This is a genomic window from Bifidobacterium sp. MSK.17.10, from assembly GCF_019129655.1.
GTDB classification, from domain to species: domain Bacteria; phylum Actinomycetota; class Actinomycetes; order Actinomycetales; family Bifidobacteriaceae; genus Bifidobacterium; species Bifidobacterium adolescentis.
Map to the genome: position 1 here is coordinate 261,734 of NZ_JAHOJD010000002.1, position 17,633 is coordinate 279,366.

Annotated in this window: 17 protein-coding genes; 9 read left to right on the forward strand and 8 right to left on the reverse strand. The window is 58.5% G+C overall.

Annotation, left to right across the window (positions count from 1 at the left end):
• Nucleotides 1–18 precede the first annotated feature (18 nt).
• The 3 genes from KSX58_RS02570 (at nt 19) to KSX58_RS02580 (ending at nt 1,654) form a co-directional block, all read left to right on the forward strand.
• Nucleotides 19–1,047 carry a LacI family DNA-binding transcriptional regulator gene (locus tag KSX58_RS02570; protein WP_217735875.1) on the forward strand — a complete coding sequence of 343 codons (1,029 nt, stop codon included), beginning with the start codon at nt 19–21 and terminating at the stop codon, nt 1,045–1,047.
• A 164-nt stretch (nt 1,048–1,211) separates the two neighbouring features.
• Nucleotides 1,212–1,439 (forward strand): hypothetical protein, encoded by a 228-nt coding sequence (locus KSX58_RS02575; RefSeq protein WP_003810648.1) that lies wholly within the window; start codon nt 1,212–1,214, stop codon nt 1,437–1,439.
• A complete protein-coding gene (locus tag KSX58_RS02580; protein WP_217735874.1) occupies nt 1,436–1,654 on the forward strand; it encodes a peptide synthetase in 219 nt (72 codons plus the stop codon). Before KSX58_RS02575 ends, KSX58_RS02580 begins: the two co-directional genes overlap by 4 nt.
• Before the next feature lie 81 nt (nt 1,655–1,735).
• Here KSX58_RS02580 and KSX58_RS02585 read toward each other — a convergent pair whose 3' ends face one another.
• Complete coding sequence (locus tag KSX58_RS02585) at nt 1,736–2,758, reverse strand: AraC family transcriptional regulator (protein ID WP_217735873.1); 1,023 nt, start codon at nt 2,756–2,758, stop codon at nt 1,736–1,738.
• 140 nt (nt 2,759–2,898) lie between these two features.
• Here KSX58_RS02585 and KSX58_RS02590 point away from each other — a divergent pair, with 140 nt between their 5' ends.
• Nucleotides 2,899–3,564, forward strand: a complete 666-nt coding sequence (locus KSX58_RS02590; protein ID WP_021913840.1) for a sugar O-acetyltransferase — start codon at nt 2,899–2,901, stop codon at nt 3,562–3,564.
• Between the two features lie 100 nt (nt 3,565–3,664).
• Entirely contained in the window at nt 3,665–5,026 is a 1,362-nt protein-coding gene (locus KSX58_RS02595) for an MATE family efflux transporter (protein ID WP_038444648.1), read from the forward strand.
• A 24-nt stretch (nt 5,027–5,050) separates the two neighbouring features.
• Here KSX58_RS02595 and KSX58_RS02600 read toward each other — a convergent pair whose 3' ends face one another.
• From KSX58_RS02600 to KSX58_RS02615, 4 genes are all read right to left on the reverse strand, one after another.
• The gene (locus KSX58_RS02600) at nt 5,051–5,443 is read right to left on the reverse strand and encodes a VOC family protein (protein WP_011743401.1); all 393 of its coding nucleotides are present in this window, start codon (nt 5,441–5,443) and stop codon (nt 5,051–5,053) included.
• 115 nt (nt 5,444–5,558) lie between these two features.
• Nucleotides 5,559–6,848: an ABC transporter permease gene (locus tag KSX58_RS02605; RefSeq protein ID WP_038444647.1), complete on the reverse strand. Its 1,290-nt coding sequence runs from the start codon at nt 6,846–6,848 to the stop codon at nt 5,559–5,561.
• Nucleotides 6,835–8,085 carry an ABC transporter permease gene (locus KSX58_RS02610; RefSeq protein WP_038444645.1) on the reverse strand — a complete coding sequence of 417 codons (1,251 nt, stop codon included), beginning with the start codon at nt 8,083–8,085 and terminating at the stop codon, nt 6,835–6,837. Before KSX58_RS02610 ends, KSX58_RS02605 begins: the two co-directional genes overlap by 14 nt.
• A 44-nt stretch (nt 8,086–8,129) precedes the next feature.
• Nucleotides 8,130–9,116, reverse strand: a complete 987-nt coding sequence (locus tag KSX58_RS02615; RefSeq protein ID WP_113736316.1) for an ABC transporter ATP-binding protein — start codon at nt 9,114–9,116, stop codon at nt 8,130–8,132.
• A gap of 216 nt (nt 9,117–9,332) precedes the next feature.
• On the opposite strand from KSX58_RS02615, the gene KSX58_RS02620 reads away from it, so the two are divergent.
• Nucleotides 9,333–10,547, forward strand: coding sequence for a sensor histidine kinase (locus KSX58_RS02620; RefSeq protein ID WP_003810629.1), 1,215 nt, complete (start codon nt 9,333–9,335; stop codon nt 10,545–10,547).
• Nucleotides 10,547–11,251 (forward strand): response regulator transcription factor, encoded by a 705-nt coding sequence (locus KSX58_RS02625; RefSeq protein ID WP_217735872.1) that lies wholly within the window; start codon nt 10,547–10,549, stop codon nt 11,249–11,251. The genes KSX58_RS02620 and KSX58_RS02625 overlap by 1 nt, the downstream gene beginning before the upstream one ends.
• 63 nt (nt 11,252–11,314) lie before the next feature.
• On the opposite strand, the gene KSX58_RS02630 is transcribed toward KSX58_RS02625, so the two are convergent.
• The 3 genes from KSX58_RS02630 to KSX58_RS02640 form a co-directional block, all read right to left on the reverse strand.
• On the reverse strand, nt 11,315–13,417 hold the full coding sequence (locus KSX58_RS02630) for a DUF262 domain-containing protein (RefSeq protein ID WP_034984639.1): 2,103 nt from the start codon (nt 13,415–13,417) through the stop codon (nt 11,315–11,317).
• A 129-nt stretch (nt 13,418–13,546) separates the two neighbouring features.
• Nucleotides 13,547–14,239: a response regulator transcription factor gene (locus KSX58_RS02635; RefSeq protein ID WP_081028284.1), complete on the reverse strand. Its 693-nt coding sequence runs from the start codon at nt 14,237–14,239 to the stop codon at nt 13,547–13,549.
• Nucleotides 14,236–15,537: a sensor histidine kinase gene (locus KSX58_RS02640; protein WP_172790501.1), complete on the reverse strand. Its 1,302-nt coding sequence runs from the start codon at nt 15,535–15,537 to the stop codon at nt 14,236–14,238. The genes KSX58_RS02635 and KSX58_RS02640 overlap by 4 nt, the downstream gene beginning before the upstream one ends.
• A gap of 234 nt (nt 15,538–15,771) precedes the next feature.
• Between KSX58_RS02640 and KSX58_RS02645 the strand changes: the two genes are divergently transcribed.
• Nucleotides 15,772–16,542 (forward strand): DUF5067 domain-containing protein, encoded by a 771-nt coding sequence (locus tag KSX58_RS02645; RefSeq protein WP_021913829.1) that lies wholly within the window; start codon nt 15,772–15,774, stop codon nt 16,540–16,542.
• A 116-nt stretch (nt 16,543–16,658) separates the two neighbouring features.
• On the forward strand, nt 16,659–17,540 hold the full coding sequence (locus KSX58_RS02650) for a Bax inhibitor-1/YccA family protein (protein ID WP_003810620.1): 882 nt from the start codon (nt 16,659–16,661) through the stop codon (nt 17,538–17,540).
• Nucleotides 17,541–17,633 lie beyond the last annotated feature (93 nt).

Genomic DNA, 17,633 nt, shown 5'->3' on the forward strand with positions numbered 1-17,633 from the left:
CGGGGCTGATACGCGGGCATGGCGAAAGTGACATTGCGGGACGTGGCCGAAGCGGCTGGTGTCTCCATCGCAACCGCCTCATGGGCGGTGAACGACAACCGGGACGTGCGGATCACGGAATCCACACGCCGCAAGGTGCGCAGGGCTGCTGACGAACTCGGCTACCATCACAACGCGCTCGCCCGCGGATTGGCCCGAGGCCGCTCCGACATCATCGGCTTCATCAGCGACGGAGTGGCCACATCGCCCTTCGCCGGCCAGGTGATCCAAGGCGCGCAGGACGAAGCCTGGCGCAATGGGAAAATTCTGCTGGTGGTGGATACCGACGGCAGAAAAGACGTGGAACGCAGAACCTTCTCGTTCATGTTCGAACACCAGGTCGAGGGCATCATCTACTCGAAATGGGTACACGGTTCAATCACTCCGCCGGACGAGCTTGGCAGAATGCCGTCCGTGCTGGTCAACTGCTATGACGAGCGCGGACGGTTCCCCGCGGTGGTGCCGGACGAAGTGCAGGGTGGCGCCACCGCCACACGGCTGTTGTTGGAAGCCGGACACCGGCGTATCGCATTCGTCAACGATGCCGCGCCGTCACCCGCTTCGGTTGGCCGTCTTGCGGGATACAAGGCCGCGCTTGCGCGGTTCGACGTCGATTTCGACCCTTCGCTGGTGCTGTCCGTGACCGCCGATCAGGAAGGCGGTTACGGAGCGGCAGCACAGGTGTTGGCGACGGGTGCGACCGGAGTGTTCTGCCATAACGACCGCACCGCGCTCGGCCTGTACGACGCGTTGCGGGAATCGGGGAAACGCGTGCCGGACGATATTTCCGTGGTCGGTTTCGACAACCAGGAAGTGATTTCGGCCCACATGCATCCCGCTTTGACCACTGTTGGCCTTCCTCAGTACGATCTCGGCGTGATGGGCGTGCGTACCCTGTTGCGTCGTTGCGGAGCCGACAATGACGAATCGGAGATAGTCTCCGAACGGTTCAAGCCGGTTCATGTCCAATGCCCGGCAGTGCCTCGGGATTCAGTGCGGACGTTGTAGACACGTCAATCGTTTGACATTCCGATTTTCAATGCTATATCTCGTTTAAGCGTTTAAATTATTTAAGCGCTTAAACGAAGCAATACGAAGCGAAATAGCGTCATTGCGATGACGGTCATGGGTGACTGCCTTCCAAAGGCGCCACACAAGGAAAGGCAAGGCCAATGAAGCTTTACTACCAGTTCCCCGGCACGTGGTTCGGTGATTGCATGCCGTTCGGCAAGGGCGACGAGTTCTTCCTGTTCCACCAGAGGGACAACCGCAACCCTGAACCGTTCGGCGAGCCGTTCGGCTGGGACCTCGCCACCACCAAGGACTTCGTCGACTACCGTGACTGCGGCGTGGCGGTCCCGCGCGGCGGCGACGACGAGCAGGACCAGTTCACGTCATGAACATCGGCCTGGAACGGCCCATCGGCCTCGAGGCGGGGCATACGTACCACATCCGTCTCGTCGTCGACGACACCATCGGCACGTTGTACGTGGATGGGGTGGCGTTGAACGTGCGCATGTACGAGCGTCCGGACGAGTCGTTGGGCGTCTTCGCCACCGACGGCACGGTCGAGGTGCGCAACGCCTCCATCGCCCGCGGACTGAAGAGGAAGTGAACGTGTCCTTTCCGGCTTGATGTGACGCAATCGGCTGCGTGTCCTTATGCGTGACGGCGTAGGGCATGCAGCCGATTGTTTTTATTCCTCGGATTTCCGCTTGGTATGCGTGGTTCGGTACGTGATGGGGGTGACGCCCATGAACCGGTGGAAGGTGCGGGAGAAGAAACTGGCGGATGAGAAACCGGTCTGTTTGGCGACCGTGGCGATAGGCAGCGAGCTCGTTACCAGCAGGTTGGCTGCGGCGCGCACGCGCACGTCGTTGACGAATTCAATCGGCGACTGGTTGAGCGATTCGCGGAATATCGATGCGCAAGTGGTGCGTCCCACCGATCCGGCCGATGCGATTTGCTTCAAGGTGATCGGACGCACGTAATATCTCTGCACGTAATCGATCATCTTGCGTAGCGTCACGATGCGGGGATGCGGCGCTGTGGAAGTCGCGCAATGACTGCCGGCGATCGCCAGTATGTCGCGGACGACCGCATAGAAACAGCTGAGCACCGTCAACGCCTCGGTATCGTCGGTTAGCGTCATATCGTCGGCGGGCAACGGTTCGGCTGACCGCTCTGACCGCTCCAGCGGACCGAATTTCGCCGCATGAAGCTGTCGGATGGTGGCGAGCAGCCGCCGACCGGGGGCCGTGTCGTCGGTGATGACGGCATATGGCATCGTGTTCTCCGCCATCAACGGCGCGATGAAACGGTCGTACACTTCGAATGAGGCGCACATTTTAGCCGGATTGAGCAACGTGCAGGAGAATTCGCAATCGGAACCGTCCTTGGTGAAACCGTAATGCAGCTGACGTGAGTTGACGAAAATCGCCTGCCCCTCATCGAGCCGGACTGTTTCTCCGTTGACGAAATACCACATATGCCCATGGATGATGTAGGTGAGTTCAAGGTCGACATGCCAATGGCATTCCGCACGCATATGGGGGTACTGGTGGAGCAGCGAATGCTCGGTGAAGGAGAAGAACATCGGCGCGTCATACTGCACTATCTCCGAACCATCGGGTCGGCGACCCCAATTAGTGATGGGCATCACCTCACGGGAGGCCCATTCGTCCCGTTCCATCTGTGCTTCTTCATCGGCAGTGTTCATGACTACTCTAATAAACGGTAGATAATGCAAAGAACAAGGATGATTCTACAACATTGCAAGTGCTGCCGTCGATGTTGGTGGTGTTGAATGGTGTCAAAGGACGTCAAACGATTGACAAACAGATTCACAAGGAGCTTTCAATGGCGGAGAATGAAGGTGCGGCCGTTGCCGTGGATAATGCGGCGGTGCCTACGAACGAGTGGGAACGCATGCTTTCCGGCGAATTGTATATTTGCGGTGATATGCAGCGTGAAGCGAACATGCGTAAACGCCGCTTGGTGCACGCCATCAACACGTCCGCATACGACGCGTTCGAGGAACGTGACAGGCTGTTCCGCGAACTGTTCGGTTCACTCGGCAAAGGCGCGTTCCTTGAACCGCCATTCAACTGCGATTACGGCTGCAACACGTATATCGGCGACAACTTCTATGCCAATATGGACTGCATCTTCCTCGACGTGGCGAGAATCACCATCGGCGACCGTGTCTTCTTCGGCCCGCGCGTCGGCCTGTACACGCCATACCATCCAATCGATGCGGCCGTACGCGCTTCCGGTCCGGAAGGCGCCCGTCCGATCACCATCGGCAATGACGTGTGGTTCGGCGGCAGCGTGGTGGTCTGTCCGGGCGTTACCATCGGCGATGATGTGGTGATCGGTGCAGGCTCCGTGGTGACCAAGGATATCCCATCCCATTCGGTGGCCGTGGGCAACCCGTGCCATGTGATTCGCAAGATCACTGATGCGGACCGTGAATACTGGGAGGGCAAGGCCGCCGAATACCGCGCATGGAAGGATTCGCTGTAAAACCTCGCCCAATATTCGGCCCAACGTCGGGATAAGGCTGGTCGGCCTACATATCCCGACGTTTTCGTTTGCCCGTCGTCTGAAACGGGCTTGTATTCCAATGGAGACTATCGTGCGCACCATCATGCCGGACCGGGAATTCCTCGGCCATGTATTCAAATTGGCTTTGCCTATCGCTTTCCAACAGCTCATGCTGTCGTTGTCGTCCTGCGCCGACACGCTGATGTTGTCGGGGGTAGGGCAAAACGAGTTGGCCGCCGTCTCGCTCGCCACGCAGTTCCAGTTCCTGTTCAGCCTGTTCACTGCGGCCCTGACCCTGGGCATGAGCATTCTCGTGGCGCAGTATTGGGGTGCCGGCAACCGTGACGCGGTGGAACGCGTGCTGGGATTCGTCATGCTGTATGCCGGAATGCTGTCGACGGCGTTCTTCCTGGCGGCACTGCTCGTGCCGGAACAGTTGATGTCCATCATGACCAATGACGGCACGCTGATCATGCTTGGCGCGCGATATCTGCGGATTTCGTCATTGTCGTACTTGTTCATCGGCCTGTCCCAGATGTACCTGTGTCTGATGAAGAACACCGGCTCCGCGGTGATGGGCATGACGGTCAGCACGGTTGGCGTGATCGTGCACGTCGTGTTGAACGCGGCGCTGATTTACGGTATCGGCAGTCTCGGCATTCCCGCGCTTGGCATTTTCGGCGCGGCTATATCCACGGTGATTTCGCGTGCGATTGAGCTGACATGGTCGGTCGTGGCGACCCGTCGTGGCCCCTACCTGCGACTTGGCCATGTGCTGCATCCCGATGGGCCGTTGCAGAAGGATTTCTGGAAATACAGCCTGCCGGTGCTTGGCAATGAATTGGTGTGGGGATGTGGTTTCACCATGTACACCGTGATCATGGGACATTTGGGTGCAGACGCAGTCGCCGCCAATTCCATCGCCAATATCGTCAAGGATCTGCTGGTGTGCCTGTCCCTTGGTCTGGGCAATGCCGGCGGCATTTTGGTCGGCAATCTGCTGGGACGTGGAGATTTCCGACAGGCGAAGGCGATGGGCGACAGGATGTGCGTGCTGGTGGCCGTGGTCGGTACCGCGACGGGACTGTTGATTGTCGCGGCGCGTCCGCTGGCTTTGCAATGGGCGAACCTTACGCCCGAAGCCACACGGTACCTGTCGGTCATGCTGTTCGTCTGCGCATATTACGCGGCATGCGGATGCATGACGAATCTGACGATCGCCGGTATTTTTCCAGCCGGCGGCGATGCGAAGTTCGGTCTCATGTGCGATGCCATCGTCATGTGGCTGATTGTGGTGCCGGTCGGGCTGTTGGCCGCGTTCGTGTTCAAACTGCCCGTGTTGGTGGTGTATGCGCTGCTCAACACCGACGAATGCATCAAAATGGTTCCCGCGTTGTTGCACTACCGCAAGTACCGTTGGCTGCGCAATGTCACCCGATGACTTTTTGCGATTCGGCGGCCGATTTCATGATTGGCTTGTGTGCGACCAGTCTGTGACAGCTTCGATGTTATTGCCGTCGGGGTCGAGCACGAAGGCCGCGTAATACCCGGAATGGTAGGCACGTGGTCCGGGTCTGCCGTTATCCATTCCGCCTGCCGTGATCGCGGCTTCATAAAAGTCGCGTACCGCTTGTTCGTTCGTTGCGCGGAAGGCGATATGCGTGGGAATCGGCTGTTGCGCCGGATCGTCCATCGGGGAGATGTAGAAATCCGAACGGGGCGTGCCGTCATCCACGCCGAAACCGATGGTCGGTTCGTGATGGGCTTTGGGAATGTATCCGAGCGGAGACAGAGCTTTCGTATAGAATGCGATGCTGCGTTCCGCGTTCGAAACATGAAGTGTAATGTGGTCGATCATGCTTTCAGCCTAGTCCGATTTCGTCCGGTTCCATCCGATTTGATTGAGAGCCTACGGCAAAGGCGGATGTTCCGTTCCATCGGGACTCGGCCGATGGAACGGAACACTTGGGGATTTACTTGGCCAACTGCGTGGTGGTGGGGGAGGCCAAGGACGGGCGTGTGCGACGGATACGCCCCAATGCCAGACCAAGGCAGATGAACGCCACTGCAAACAATGCCACCAAGCCGACTGACGATGCCCAAGAACCATAATCCACGCCGGTTGCGGCCGCCGTGCCAAGCCCGAACACGTTGTCGATGGACACGCACAGCCACCATCCCGGCAGCAGCTTGCCGATCATGATCATCGGTTCGGGCATCATATCGATGGGGAATGCCATACCCGACGTGAACATGCACAGCAGACCGAATACGTTGGCGAACGCATTGACCGCCATTTCCGAGAAACCAACCGACCCCAGAAGGAAACCGCAGGCGATTGCCATCAACGTGTACGCCAGCAGCGACACGAACGTCAAAGCCACATTCGTGGATGTAATCCCGTCGAACGGCACTCCTGCGGCCATCATCAAGACCAATGTCGCCGCCGTGTAACCCACGCACACCACCAAGCCGAAGGTGGCGCAGGTGAGCATCTCCTGCATCTGCAACGACACCAGACGCGTCGGCGACGAATACAGGCGGCGACGAATCTCACTGTCATTGAAGGTGCCAATCACCAGGAACGTGCAGATCGGCATGACCAGCAGCAACGGATAGAGTCCCGTTTTGATGGTGCCGGCGAATGCGGATGCCGCCGGCTTGGTATTATCAGTATCTGCGGATGGCGATTGCACCACCGCTATTTTCGACGTCTTGGCATCTGCTTTCGCGGTATCCAACGCCGTCCGCATGGCCGTTTCCATCGACTGTTGCTTCCCGGCTTGACCCAAGTACGCGGTGCGTGTCAATGACAGGAATTCGTTGACTTCCAGCTGCGAAAGGGAGCCTGCTCCGGAAGTGTAGCTGACAACGGTTTCGACAGTCGGTTGGTCATTTGACGAACCATCCAGATATTTCTGATAATCCGAAGCGAAGCCGTGCGGCACAATTGCGATCAAATCAACATAGTTCGAAGCGACGGCTTGCTGCAACGCTTCGGAATCGTCGGCAAGGTCCACCATCTCGCCATCCAACGCAAGATAGGAACGCAGCGCGGATGAAATACCATCGGCATCGCCATCGCGGTCGACCACCGCCACACGTGCCGTATCGGGATGGAACACCTCATCGCCACCCGTCATCGAGCCACGCATGATCTGCCAGCTGATGGCGAACATCATGATGCCGATGAACCCCAAATAGATGACCAGGTACATCTTGCGTGATTTGAGAATTCTCAGCGCCGTCTTACAGGTATTCATAGCGTTGCCTCCTCAACAGAACGGTCGCCGCAGCAAGGCAGACCAGGCTCATCGCGGCAAGGATGCCGGCGGTGGTGAAGAACGGTTTGAAATTGTCGTAATAGAGGATGTCGTAGAACAGGTTCGTGATCTGCTGCGCCGGATTGAGCAGACTCAGCACCGGTGTGCGCTGGGCGATCAAGTCGCTCAACTGCATGGCGAACGAACCGTACAGTCCGGAGAACAATGACAACGTGCAGGCGATCGCCGTGCACAGCCCCTGCTTGGCGCCGGTTGGAATCTTCGGCAGCGCGCCAAGCAACGTGCCGAATGCGCTCGCCGCGAACGAAGCCATGAGACATGCTCCCACACCAGCCCATTCACGTCCGCCCAACGAAATATGACAGACGAACCGGATATACAGCATGGCCACGGTCAGACTCAGGAACGAACACAGCCAACTGGACAGGAATCCAGCCAGCAGTTGCTGCGATTTCGGAAGCGGCGAAACGGAACGGCGGACACCCAAAGCCGAAAGATTCGCCTGCGTCATCGTCACTACGTTGATGGCGAAGCTCATGGCCATCAACGCGGCCAATCCCAGCAGTGCATAGTAATATCGTGCCGTACCGCTCGGTTTAAAATTCGTCAGCTGGATTTCCTTTGTATAGCCATTCGCCGAACCGATGCTGCCGGTCACCTTGCCATTCATCAGAGCTTCGGGGTTGTGCTTCGCAATGTCCACCACCACATCGGTGTTGCGGTTGTACAGGTCCACGATGTTGCCCAGCACCGTCAGCGAAATATCCAAGCCGCTGCTCGACGCCATCACATCGGACGCGGACGATTGCGTCGACTGTGAGACGGAGAATCGCAATCTGCCGTCATCGATTCGCAGCATGCCTTGCGCGGTGCCGTCGGCCAGCAGCTGTTCCGCCTGCGCAATCGATTCCACCTTGGTCGTGTTGATGAGTCCCGTTCCATTCTTGCCATCGGCACTCACTTTCACGTGATTGTCCGATAATGCAGACGATTCGGATGAAATGCCTTCGATCAGCGTCTGCGCCCCATAGGACGTCTTCCACGCGTTGTCTTCGACCACGGCCACGTCAAGTGTGTGCAGCTCGAAACTTTCCGCGATGTTGCCGAACATGCCGTTGAACATGGTGGCCAGGATGATGGGGAAGGCGAACAGCCAGAACAGTTGCGTTTTCTCCCGCAAATGCAGTTTGAGATTGATCAGTAACGTCTGCCACATGATGTCACATGCCTTTCGATTTGCCACAAGCCTTGCAAGCCAAGTCAGTCGCGTAACGCGGTGCCGGTCAGTTCCAGGAACACATCATTGAGCGTCGGCTGGCGACTGGAGAGATGCCCGATATTCGTGCCCTCGTGCTCCAACAGCTGCAGTACGTCGATGAGATTGTGATCGCCCTGGCGGCAGTTCACCGTCAGCTCATGGCCGTCATAGTCGGCGTTGGTCACGAACGGCAATGCGCGCAATCGCGCAAGCGTCGTATCGGCCGAATCTGAGCGCCCTCCCAGATCATCGGTTTCGATGCTGATGCGTTCGCCGGTGCTGATCATCGCCTTAAGTTCCTCCGCGGTGCCAAGAGCCAGATGCCGGCCATGATCCATGATGAGGATGCGGTCGCAGATCTGCTCGACCTCCTCCATGTAATGGCTGGTGTAGATCACCGTCGCGCCTTCGCGGTTAAGTCGTTGGATACCTTCGAGAATCGCATTGCGGCTTTGTGGATCGACGGCCACGGTCGGCTCGTCGAAAAAGATCAGATCCGGCTTGTGGGCGATGCCGCAGGCGATATTAAGACGACGCAGCAGACCGCCGGACAGTTTCGCCGGACGATAGGTACGGTAATCGCGCAATCCTACGAAATCCAGCGCCTCGTCCACGAGCATGCGACGTTTTGCCTTGTCGGAAACATACAGCGAGCAGAAATAATCGATGTTCTCCTCAACGGTCAATTCGTTGAACACGGCCACGTTCTGCGGCACAATGCCGATACGCCGCTTCAACGCATAGCTGGTAGGGCTGATCGGCTCGCCGAACACGCGCACAGTGCCCTCATCGAACGTGAGCAACGCAAGTATGCAGTTGATCGCCGTGGTCTTGCCTGAGCCGTTAGGCCCCAGCAGGCCGAAGATTTCCCCCTGATGCACGTCGAGATCGAAATAGTCGAGCGCCAGCATGTCTCCGTAACGTTTCACCAGTTTCGAGACCTTGACCGCGCTGACCGCATCGGCAGCGTCATTCATGCGTCCACCCATGACGAGCTCCTTTCTCGTGCTCCATGCCTCTGATTCCATTGTCGTGCCGCCGGATGCCCCCGACATGGTGCGCGTAGTCACAATTGCCGGAATGATGTCACTTTCGAACATGACAAATGTCACCTTCGTTGATGCCGCCGGCTGTGCCATGCGCCATGTGCATTACTCTGGAAGCAAGCGAACCAATCAGACACGAATCGGCGGACGGGAGGCGGCATGAAACGGTTGCTGTTCCAAGCCGTGTTCCTGGCCATGGGCATGATCATGGGCGTATACGCATCCGGAGACGTCGGCCTCGACCTGATGTGCGGCGCACTTGTGGCGGTGTGTTGTGCCGCGGTGGGGGAATACGCGTCGGGTTCGTGGCTTGCGATGACGTTGATTGTCATGCTTGACTGCGGCGCATGCCTGGTGCCGGCGTGGTATCTGATGCTTCCCATCGCAGCATTCAACGCGGCATCATCGTCCGCTGTCGTCGATGGCAGCCGCTTCTTGCAAGCGTTGGTGCCGCGATGGCTGTGGCTTCTTCCCATGACGATAGTGATTTTCCGTTCGATTGGCTCGCACGTTCCATCCGACTTGTCCATCATCATATTGATGGTGCTCCAAACGGTTCTGGGATTCGCTGCCGGCCTGCTTTGCACGCGCTGCGCGAACCTCGCCCGCGAAGTGCGGCGATTGCAGGATTCCCGCCGCGACCAGATTCGCCGCCTGCGCTCGCAGATCGCCGAAAACGACGAGGATCGTGCGTTGGCCGTACGCACGGCGACGCTTGCCGAACGCACACGCATCGCACGTGAGATCCATGACAATGTCGGCCACATGCTGACCCGAGCCATCATGCAGACCGAGGCGGCGCACGTGGTGGCCCAGGTTGCCGGACAGGAACAATCCGCCCAACGTTTCTGTGAAATTCATGACACGGTGAGCGAGGCTATGACTTTGGTGCGCAAAGCCGTGCATGATTTGAAAGACGAAGGTACGGATTTCGCTTCGCAGATTGAGACGGCCGCACACAGCATGGACGGCGCCGGCCCCTTGCGGGTGAGGCTGGTCAACGGCATCGATTCAGCGCCGGCGGCCGTGTCCCGCTGCTTCGCCACTGCGATTCGCGAGGCGTTGAACAATACGGTCAAACACAGTCAGGCAAGGAACGTTTCAATCACCCTGCGCGATTTCCCGGCATTGTGGCAGCTGTGCGTGCAGGATGATGGAACCGTGAGAAGATCGTCTGCTGAAGCCGTCGCCATGCAGTTCATTCGACCGAACGATTCCACAGGCATCGGCATTTCGGACATTGAGGAACGGGCTCGTGCGTTGGGAGGCTGCGCGATTTGCGGGCCGTATCATGAGGGTTGGCGCGTGTTCGTATCCATCCCCAAGCCGGCGAGTGGTTCGGAAACGACGCAACCGGAGAAAGGAGCGCATTAATGCGTGTCGCGATCGCAGATGATGATCCAATCGTCTGCTTGTCATTATCCGCGATTCTCGAAGCCACCGGCACCGCCGATGTGGCATGGACCGCCAACACCGGCACGGATGCGGTGACCCAATATGAGATGGATGCCCCCGATGTGTTGCTGGTCGACGTGCAGATGCCGGGAATGGACGGATTGCAAGCGTCGGAGGCGATTCTTGACGCGCATCCGAACGCGCGAATCCTTATCCTCACCACATTCGCCGACGAGTCATACATCGCCAAAGCGTTGGAAATAGGCACGAAAGGCTACTTGATCAAACAGGACGTTTCGTCCGTCATACCCGCGGTGCAAGCCGTCATGGCCGGACAAGTGGTCATGGGCGCCGAAGTGTTGAGCAAGCTGCGGGTCAGTCCGCAATCCACGACATCAGACGAATCCTCATCAGTCGATCGCGTTGTGTCGCATGATGATGCGCAGGCAGTCCAAGGATCTCGGAACCCCGATTCCAGCGGACCATCCGAACGTTTCGCCGGCCTTACCGAACGCGAATTGGACGTGCTGGAACTTGTGGCCGAGGGATTGGACAATCGTGAGATCGCGTCACGGCTGTTTCTCAGCGAAGGCACGGTCCGCAACCGCATCAGCGACATACTTGCCAAAACCAACATCTCCAATCGCACCAAACTCGCCGTCGAATGGCTGGCCTGGCATTGACCGGCTGAATCCGGTTGATTGAATCCGGCTGGTTGAGACTGACCATCTGGTCGTTCGGCGTCCTCAGTGCTTGCGCAGACGATACGCCTTCCAAACGTCACTCAGTTTCTGGCCATTCGACGTGCGTTTCCACACGGTAAGACCCGCTGATGAGCCGCCAACGGCACGCGCCGCGGCAGTAGGCGTGGCATACTCCCTGCCGTCATCCATGCGCAGCTTGCCTTCGGAAGTGACGGTCGCTACCCAACGTTCGCCCTTGCGGGGACGCTCCCATACCAAGGTCTCTCCGGCGATAAGCAGCCCGGCTTCCAGCACTTGGGCAATGCTGACGCGTTTGGACGTGGGAGAGGAGACCGTAGCTTTCACATTGAGCGTCTCCTCGTTCAACGTCGACAAATCCGTATCGTCGGCATCGTAACGAATATTCCAATGGTCGGCGATGAGCCGAACCATCTCATCCTGCCGGTATTGCAGCGTCTGCGGCGTGCATTCGGCGATATTGGCGAGTTCGGCTGTCAGCGGAAAACGTCTGGAGCTTGCCGACAACAGCATGCGGTCGCGCCGCTGCGCATACGTGGCGAGTGGCGCGACTTGGGTTTCGTTGGCCTGACTAAGCACCAAATTGCCGATGCGGTTTGCCCAATGGTCACGCACCGACTCCGGCCAAGCGGCGAAATCGGATTTCGCGCTGACCTGTTCGGGCATGATCGGCAACGCTTTGAGACTGCGCGGTCGGGTGATGCGGTAGCCGGCCTTCTGCTCGTTGGCGCGGATGAGCAGAAGTTTCTTCATGGCGGGACTGGTCTGCAACTCGCCACGTAGATGCGCGAGTGCGGAACGTCGGTCCTCGTCGGTGATGAGGAATCCACGGATCTGTTGGAGGGTATGGCCTTTGTTGAGGTCTCGGATGGCGCTTGCGGCGCGTGTGCGTCGGGCGAGTGGGCTTTGCCGGTTGAGGCTGTCGACGCCGGTGACGCGTTCGAGTGCGGCGAGAACGTCGTGGAGTCTGTCGATGTCGTGTAATTGGAGGCGTTCGTCGTGCGCGTTCGTGGTTTCGTTTCCGATATTTCCGGGTGTGGAGAACACTTGTGCGTTGGCGCTGCCGAGGTTGCGGATGGAGTTGACGAGCGCCCACATGGCCACGGGTTCCCAGTCGGTGGTCTGGTAGTCGGCGAGTGAGACGAGCATGGCCACGATGTCGTCTGGCAGGTTGGCGTCGGTCGGACGGTTGAGGATGAGCCACGCGTTGGCATAAGGGGCGAGCAGATCGTCGATGAAGGAGATGACGTTCTGTTTCTTCACGTATGGTTTGAGCACGTCTTTGCGGAATTCCTCAAGCAGCTGTGTGCAGACGGCCTTGTGCGAGACGATCAGGTGCAGGTCGGAGAAGAACTCTTCGAGCGTGTGCGAGTCATCGCCGAGCGGGTCCATGATGTCGTCCCATCGTGTGGCGTAGGCGTTACGCGCGGCGGGGGATATTTCCGCGATGGTTTTCGCTTTGAACACGTCGGATGCGGTCAGTGGCACGCCGCGCATGTTCATCACGTCGAAGATGCGGTGCGCGCCGGCGAGGTCGTCGGTGGTGACGATGACGAGGGTGACGCCGTTGACCAGGTATGAGGCGAATCGGCGGCGGTCTTTGGCGTCCATGGCGGCGAGCAGGTCGAATGTGCGGCGGGTGTTGACGGCGATGTTGCGTTGCGCGTGCGAGGCGATGTCGTTGTCCCTCAGATCGAACAGGCCTTCCAAATCGCCTTCCTGCACGTACATGCGGAAGAAGTCGGTGTCGCGTTCTCGCAGGGTGAGTCGTGGCTCGGCTTTGATGCCGCGGAGTTTGTCGCCTGGTTCCAAAATGAGGTCGTTGAGGCTGTCGATGAGGTCGGGGTCGTCTTCCAGTTCGCGCAGCACGGAGACGATGATTGACAGGGAGATGAGGCGCTGTTGGCCGTCGATGACCTGGTATTGGGTGGGGCCGTCCTTGACGAGGATGAGCGAGCCGAGGAAGTAAGGCGTGTCCGGGTCGGCGCAGGCGTCCTGAAGGTCGTTGACGAGCTGTTCGATGTTCTCCGCCTGCCACGTGTACGCGCGTTGGAACGAAGGGATGGTGAGTTGGTAATCGGAAGTGAACACTTTGCCTAGGGGTTTTTCCGTCGCGCTGATCGCCATATCGACCGCCATCCCTCATTGATAACGTTTGCACCGCAGGTGCGGCATACTGTTTTCTAGTTTATGGGAGGGGGTGCACCGGCGTTTCATGGACGTAACGGAGTCTCCACTGCCGTAGAATCCTTCGCCTCATAATTGGTCCGGCAGATCCGCACGTTCAACCAAACGCGCCATCTGTACCCGGCCCATGCATAATCTGTCTCCCGCGGATGAGATGTGCGCCTTGACGGTACGTTCCGAAATGAACATTCGTTCCGCGATTTCGGCATTGGTGTACCCGTCGGCTGCGAGAACCACCGCCTCGCGTTCCCGCTCAGGCAGAGCGTCGAGCATGGCGCGAGCCTCGTCCCGGCGCGATTGCGGTTGCTGCATGTTCAGATCGTTGATGAGCTGCCGTTGGCTGGATGGATTGAATTGCGGCAGACCGTCGCACACATCGGTGATGCGGCGGATGATGTCCTCCGGTGCATCGGTTTTGGAGACAAAACCCTCGGCGCCTGCCTCGACGGCCCGCTCCACGGTCCCGCTCGGACTCAAGGACGTCAGTATCAGCACATGCGGCGGCTGCGGAAGTGCGCGCAGTCTTCGTGTCGCCTCGATGCCGTCCATGCCGGGCATGGCTATATCCATCAACACCACATCCGGATGATGCCTGCCGGCCTCGTCGACCGCTTGACCGCCATCGGTGCAGGTGAAAACGACATTGAGCCTGCCGGTGGAATAATCTTCGAGAATCAGCCGCATGGCCTGGCAAATCATCGGATCGTCATCAATCACGCCAACCGTTATCGGCCTGTCATCGCTGTTCTCTTCGCTGCTCACTCAACCCATGGTAGCTGCACATCAACATGGAACGCGTGTCGTGCGTCAAAACCGAATCGACATGTTCCTTCGGCCTGCCGGACGCGCTCGGCCAATCCCGGCAATCCGGCACCGGTACGGAAAGCGTTTTTGGAATCCATGGCGGGACGCGTGGCATCCGCCGATGCTGCCGGAACGGACGGATTAGTTGGATTGGACACATGCGCGTGCACGCCTACGGTGGGGTTCACGGTGAGTTCCAACGATACCGGGGCTCCCGGCGCGTGACGGCTCGCATTGGTCAGCCCCTCCTGAAGGACTCGATAGGCGATTTTGCCGGTTTCCCTGTTGAGTTGGCCCAATTGTTGGATGTCAATCCATGTGTTGAGCCGCATGCCGGCGGCACGTGCGTCTCCGAGAAGCGCATCCAACGATTCACGGGTCAACGACGTCTCATCGGACGGCGCCAGTTGCGCCTTCGCCTGCTCCGGATGACGCAGCATGTCGATGACACTGTGCGCCTCGTCCAACGCTCCTGCCGCCTGTTTGCGAATCTCCTCGGTTTTGTCCGCGATTCGGCTGGCCTGCCCGGCCAGTTGGCCGGCGTCCAGACTTCCCGCTTCGGCCGCGAGCTTCTTCGACTCGGCTTGCAGCGCGCTCGCATTCAACGCCAGCAGGGAAAGCGAATGGGCAAGCGTGTCATGCGCTTCGGCAGCGATCGCGTCGGCCAGCTGCTGACTGTCGATCGTGGTCTTGAGCTGCGCCACCTGCGCGTCCGCCGCGTCCGCCTTGGCCGTGGCCAGCGATGCCAAGGCGCGAGAACGGATATGCAACCCCGCCAAAGTCGCGATGGCCAGCTCCAACAATGCAGCCACTATCGCGGTGATGACGATGGTGCGGTCATCGGCAAGCATGATTAGGTCGGTGCCATATTGGCTGCCGGTATCCGGTTTGGCGAACACCATATGCCAGATGGATGCCTCCGGCGGCCGCAACGCGTCGCGTACCTGCGCGGCAAGCGTGACGAAACCGCCCGCCACGATCGCGCGAACCGTGGTCTTCATGTCATTACGGCGGGCCAATAGCGCGGTCAACGCCATCAAAGCGAGAATGGGATCGTATGGGAAAACCAGCACGACCACACACGCGGCGACGAATGTGGCACGCGGATAACGGGAACGGGCGAGCAGCAGAAACCCGATGGCGAACGCCACCAGCATGCAGAACACCATCCATACGTATACGGCGGAATCCTGGCCGAACCGTTGCGCGGCGAACGCGGTCTGCGCCAAGCACATGAAGCCCGCGCAGACCACCATCACCATGCTTTGCCAGCCTCTGGTACGTACCGGCACTTCGATGGGGGTCGGGGAATTCGTCGTCTCGCTCATACCTACCATTATTGGGCCCGTCCCCGAAAGACGCCATTGTTCTTCCGTGCGTTTCGCACGCCCCAAAGTGCAGATGGGAATGACCTTTCGTCCAATACCGGTCCAGCGCGGAATTCCGTACCCTCGAAAGTGTCTCAACCGATTCGAGAAGAAGGAACGATCATGAGTGGTTACATCGCCCCGCAGCAGCCCATCCAACCCCAACCCCCGCTGCAGCCGGTCTATCAGGAAGAGAAGGGACTGACTGTGTGCGGCATTGTCGGCGTGGTGTTCGGCGCGCTTGGCTTCGTGCTGAGCTTCATTCCGATTATCAACAACATTGCTGCGATTTTCGGTTTCATTGGCGTGATTCTTGCGATTGTGGCATTGGTCGGCACGTTCCGCGGTAAAAAACGCGGCAAGGCATTGGCGATTGTCGCTGCGGTGCTGTCGGTGTTGGCCATCGTCATTACTCTGGCCATGCAGTCCGCAGCAAGCAAGGCCATAGACGAGGCCACCGGCGTGTCAAGCTCACAATCATCCGCAAAAGGCTCCGCAAAAAATCAGCCGAAGGGCGATCAGGATATGGAAGGCGATTTGAAGACCATGCATGTGAAAATCGTCTCCGCGGTACGTAGCAACAACGACTATAACAATCAGCCCACGGTGTTGGTCACATTCGAATGGACCAACAACACGGATAAAAACAATTCGTTTGCAATCCTCGCCAGCCCGCAAGTGTTCCAAAATGGGCAAGCTCTCGACACCGCCATTTACAGCGAGAACCCTGCCGGATACGATTCCAATTCTGATTTCGCCGAAGTCCAGCCCGGAGCCACCGGAACCGTGACGATTGGATATACCTTGAAAGACGATTCCGAAGTGACGGTCGACGTCACTGATTTGTTCGACCTGAACGATAGCGCGAAAGTGGTGCACAAGTTCACGGTCTGATTGCGCATTGGATATACGGTGCCGGTAGTTTCAGCTCGGCACCGTAAGACGTGGGCTCTCATGAAATAGTCAGAAAAGTACCGTACTGTGATGCGTAATCGAGTTAAGGAGCGATTATGACATTCGGTCAGCAGCCCCAAGGCAACAACGCCAATGGATTCAACGGCCAGCCGTATGGGCAGAACCAATACAATCCGAACCAGAATTCGTACGGGCAGTACAGCCAGAATCCGTACGGTCAGAACCAATACCAGTACGCGCCGCAGAACATGTATGCGCAGGGCGCTCCGGCGGCCACCATTCCGGCTCAGGCGACATACTCCTATGAGCGTGCCGAACATGCTTCCGTCACCCGTGCCTACGGTGAGATGACCATCGGCCTGCTCGTCACCGCGGCTGTGGCCATCCTCACCCAAGCCACCGGTGCCTACATCGCGCTCATCCAGTCGCTTGGCGTCATTGGCGCTTGGGCGCCGTTCGTCGTCGAAATCGTGATCGCCATCTATCTTGGCGCCCGCATTGAAAAGATCAAGCCGAGCACCGCACGCGTCATGTTCTACGTGTATGCCGCGATCATGGGCTTCTCGCTAAGCACCATTTTCATGGCGTATGATCTTGGCACCATCGGCATCTCCCTGGCGTTGTGCGCCGGCTTCTTCTTCGCGCTCACCATGCTGGGCATGACCACCAAGGTCAACATGCTCAAAGCCGGTCCGATTCTGCTGGTCGGCCTCATCGTGCTGATCGTCGCCGAAGTATTGCTTATGATCTTCGCTCCCGGACAGACCATGCTGATGGTTATTTCCGCCATCGGCCTCGTGCTGTTCGCCGGCATGACCGTCTACGACGCCCAGGCTACTCGCGCGCTGTTCGCCCAGTACGCAGGCCAGGGTGAGGACATGGTCAAGAAGGTCTCCATCATCTGCGCGCTGAACCTGTATCTGGACTTCATCAACATGTTCCTGTATATTCTCCAGCTCTTCGGCGATCGCGACTGAAAAATCCCGCGACGTCCTCTGCGCTGAACCCTCAAACAAAGCCTGACCAGAATATGGTCAGGCTTTTCTGTCGGCGAAAAACGTGCCATAGGG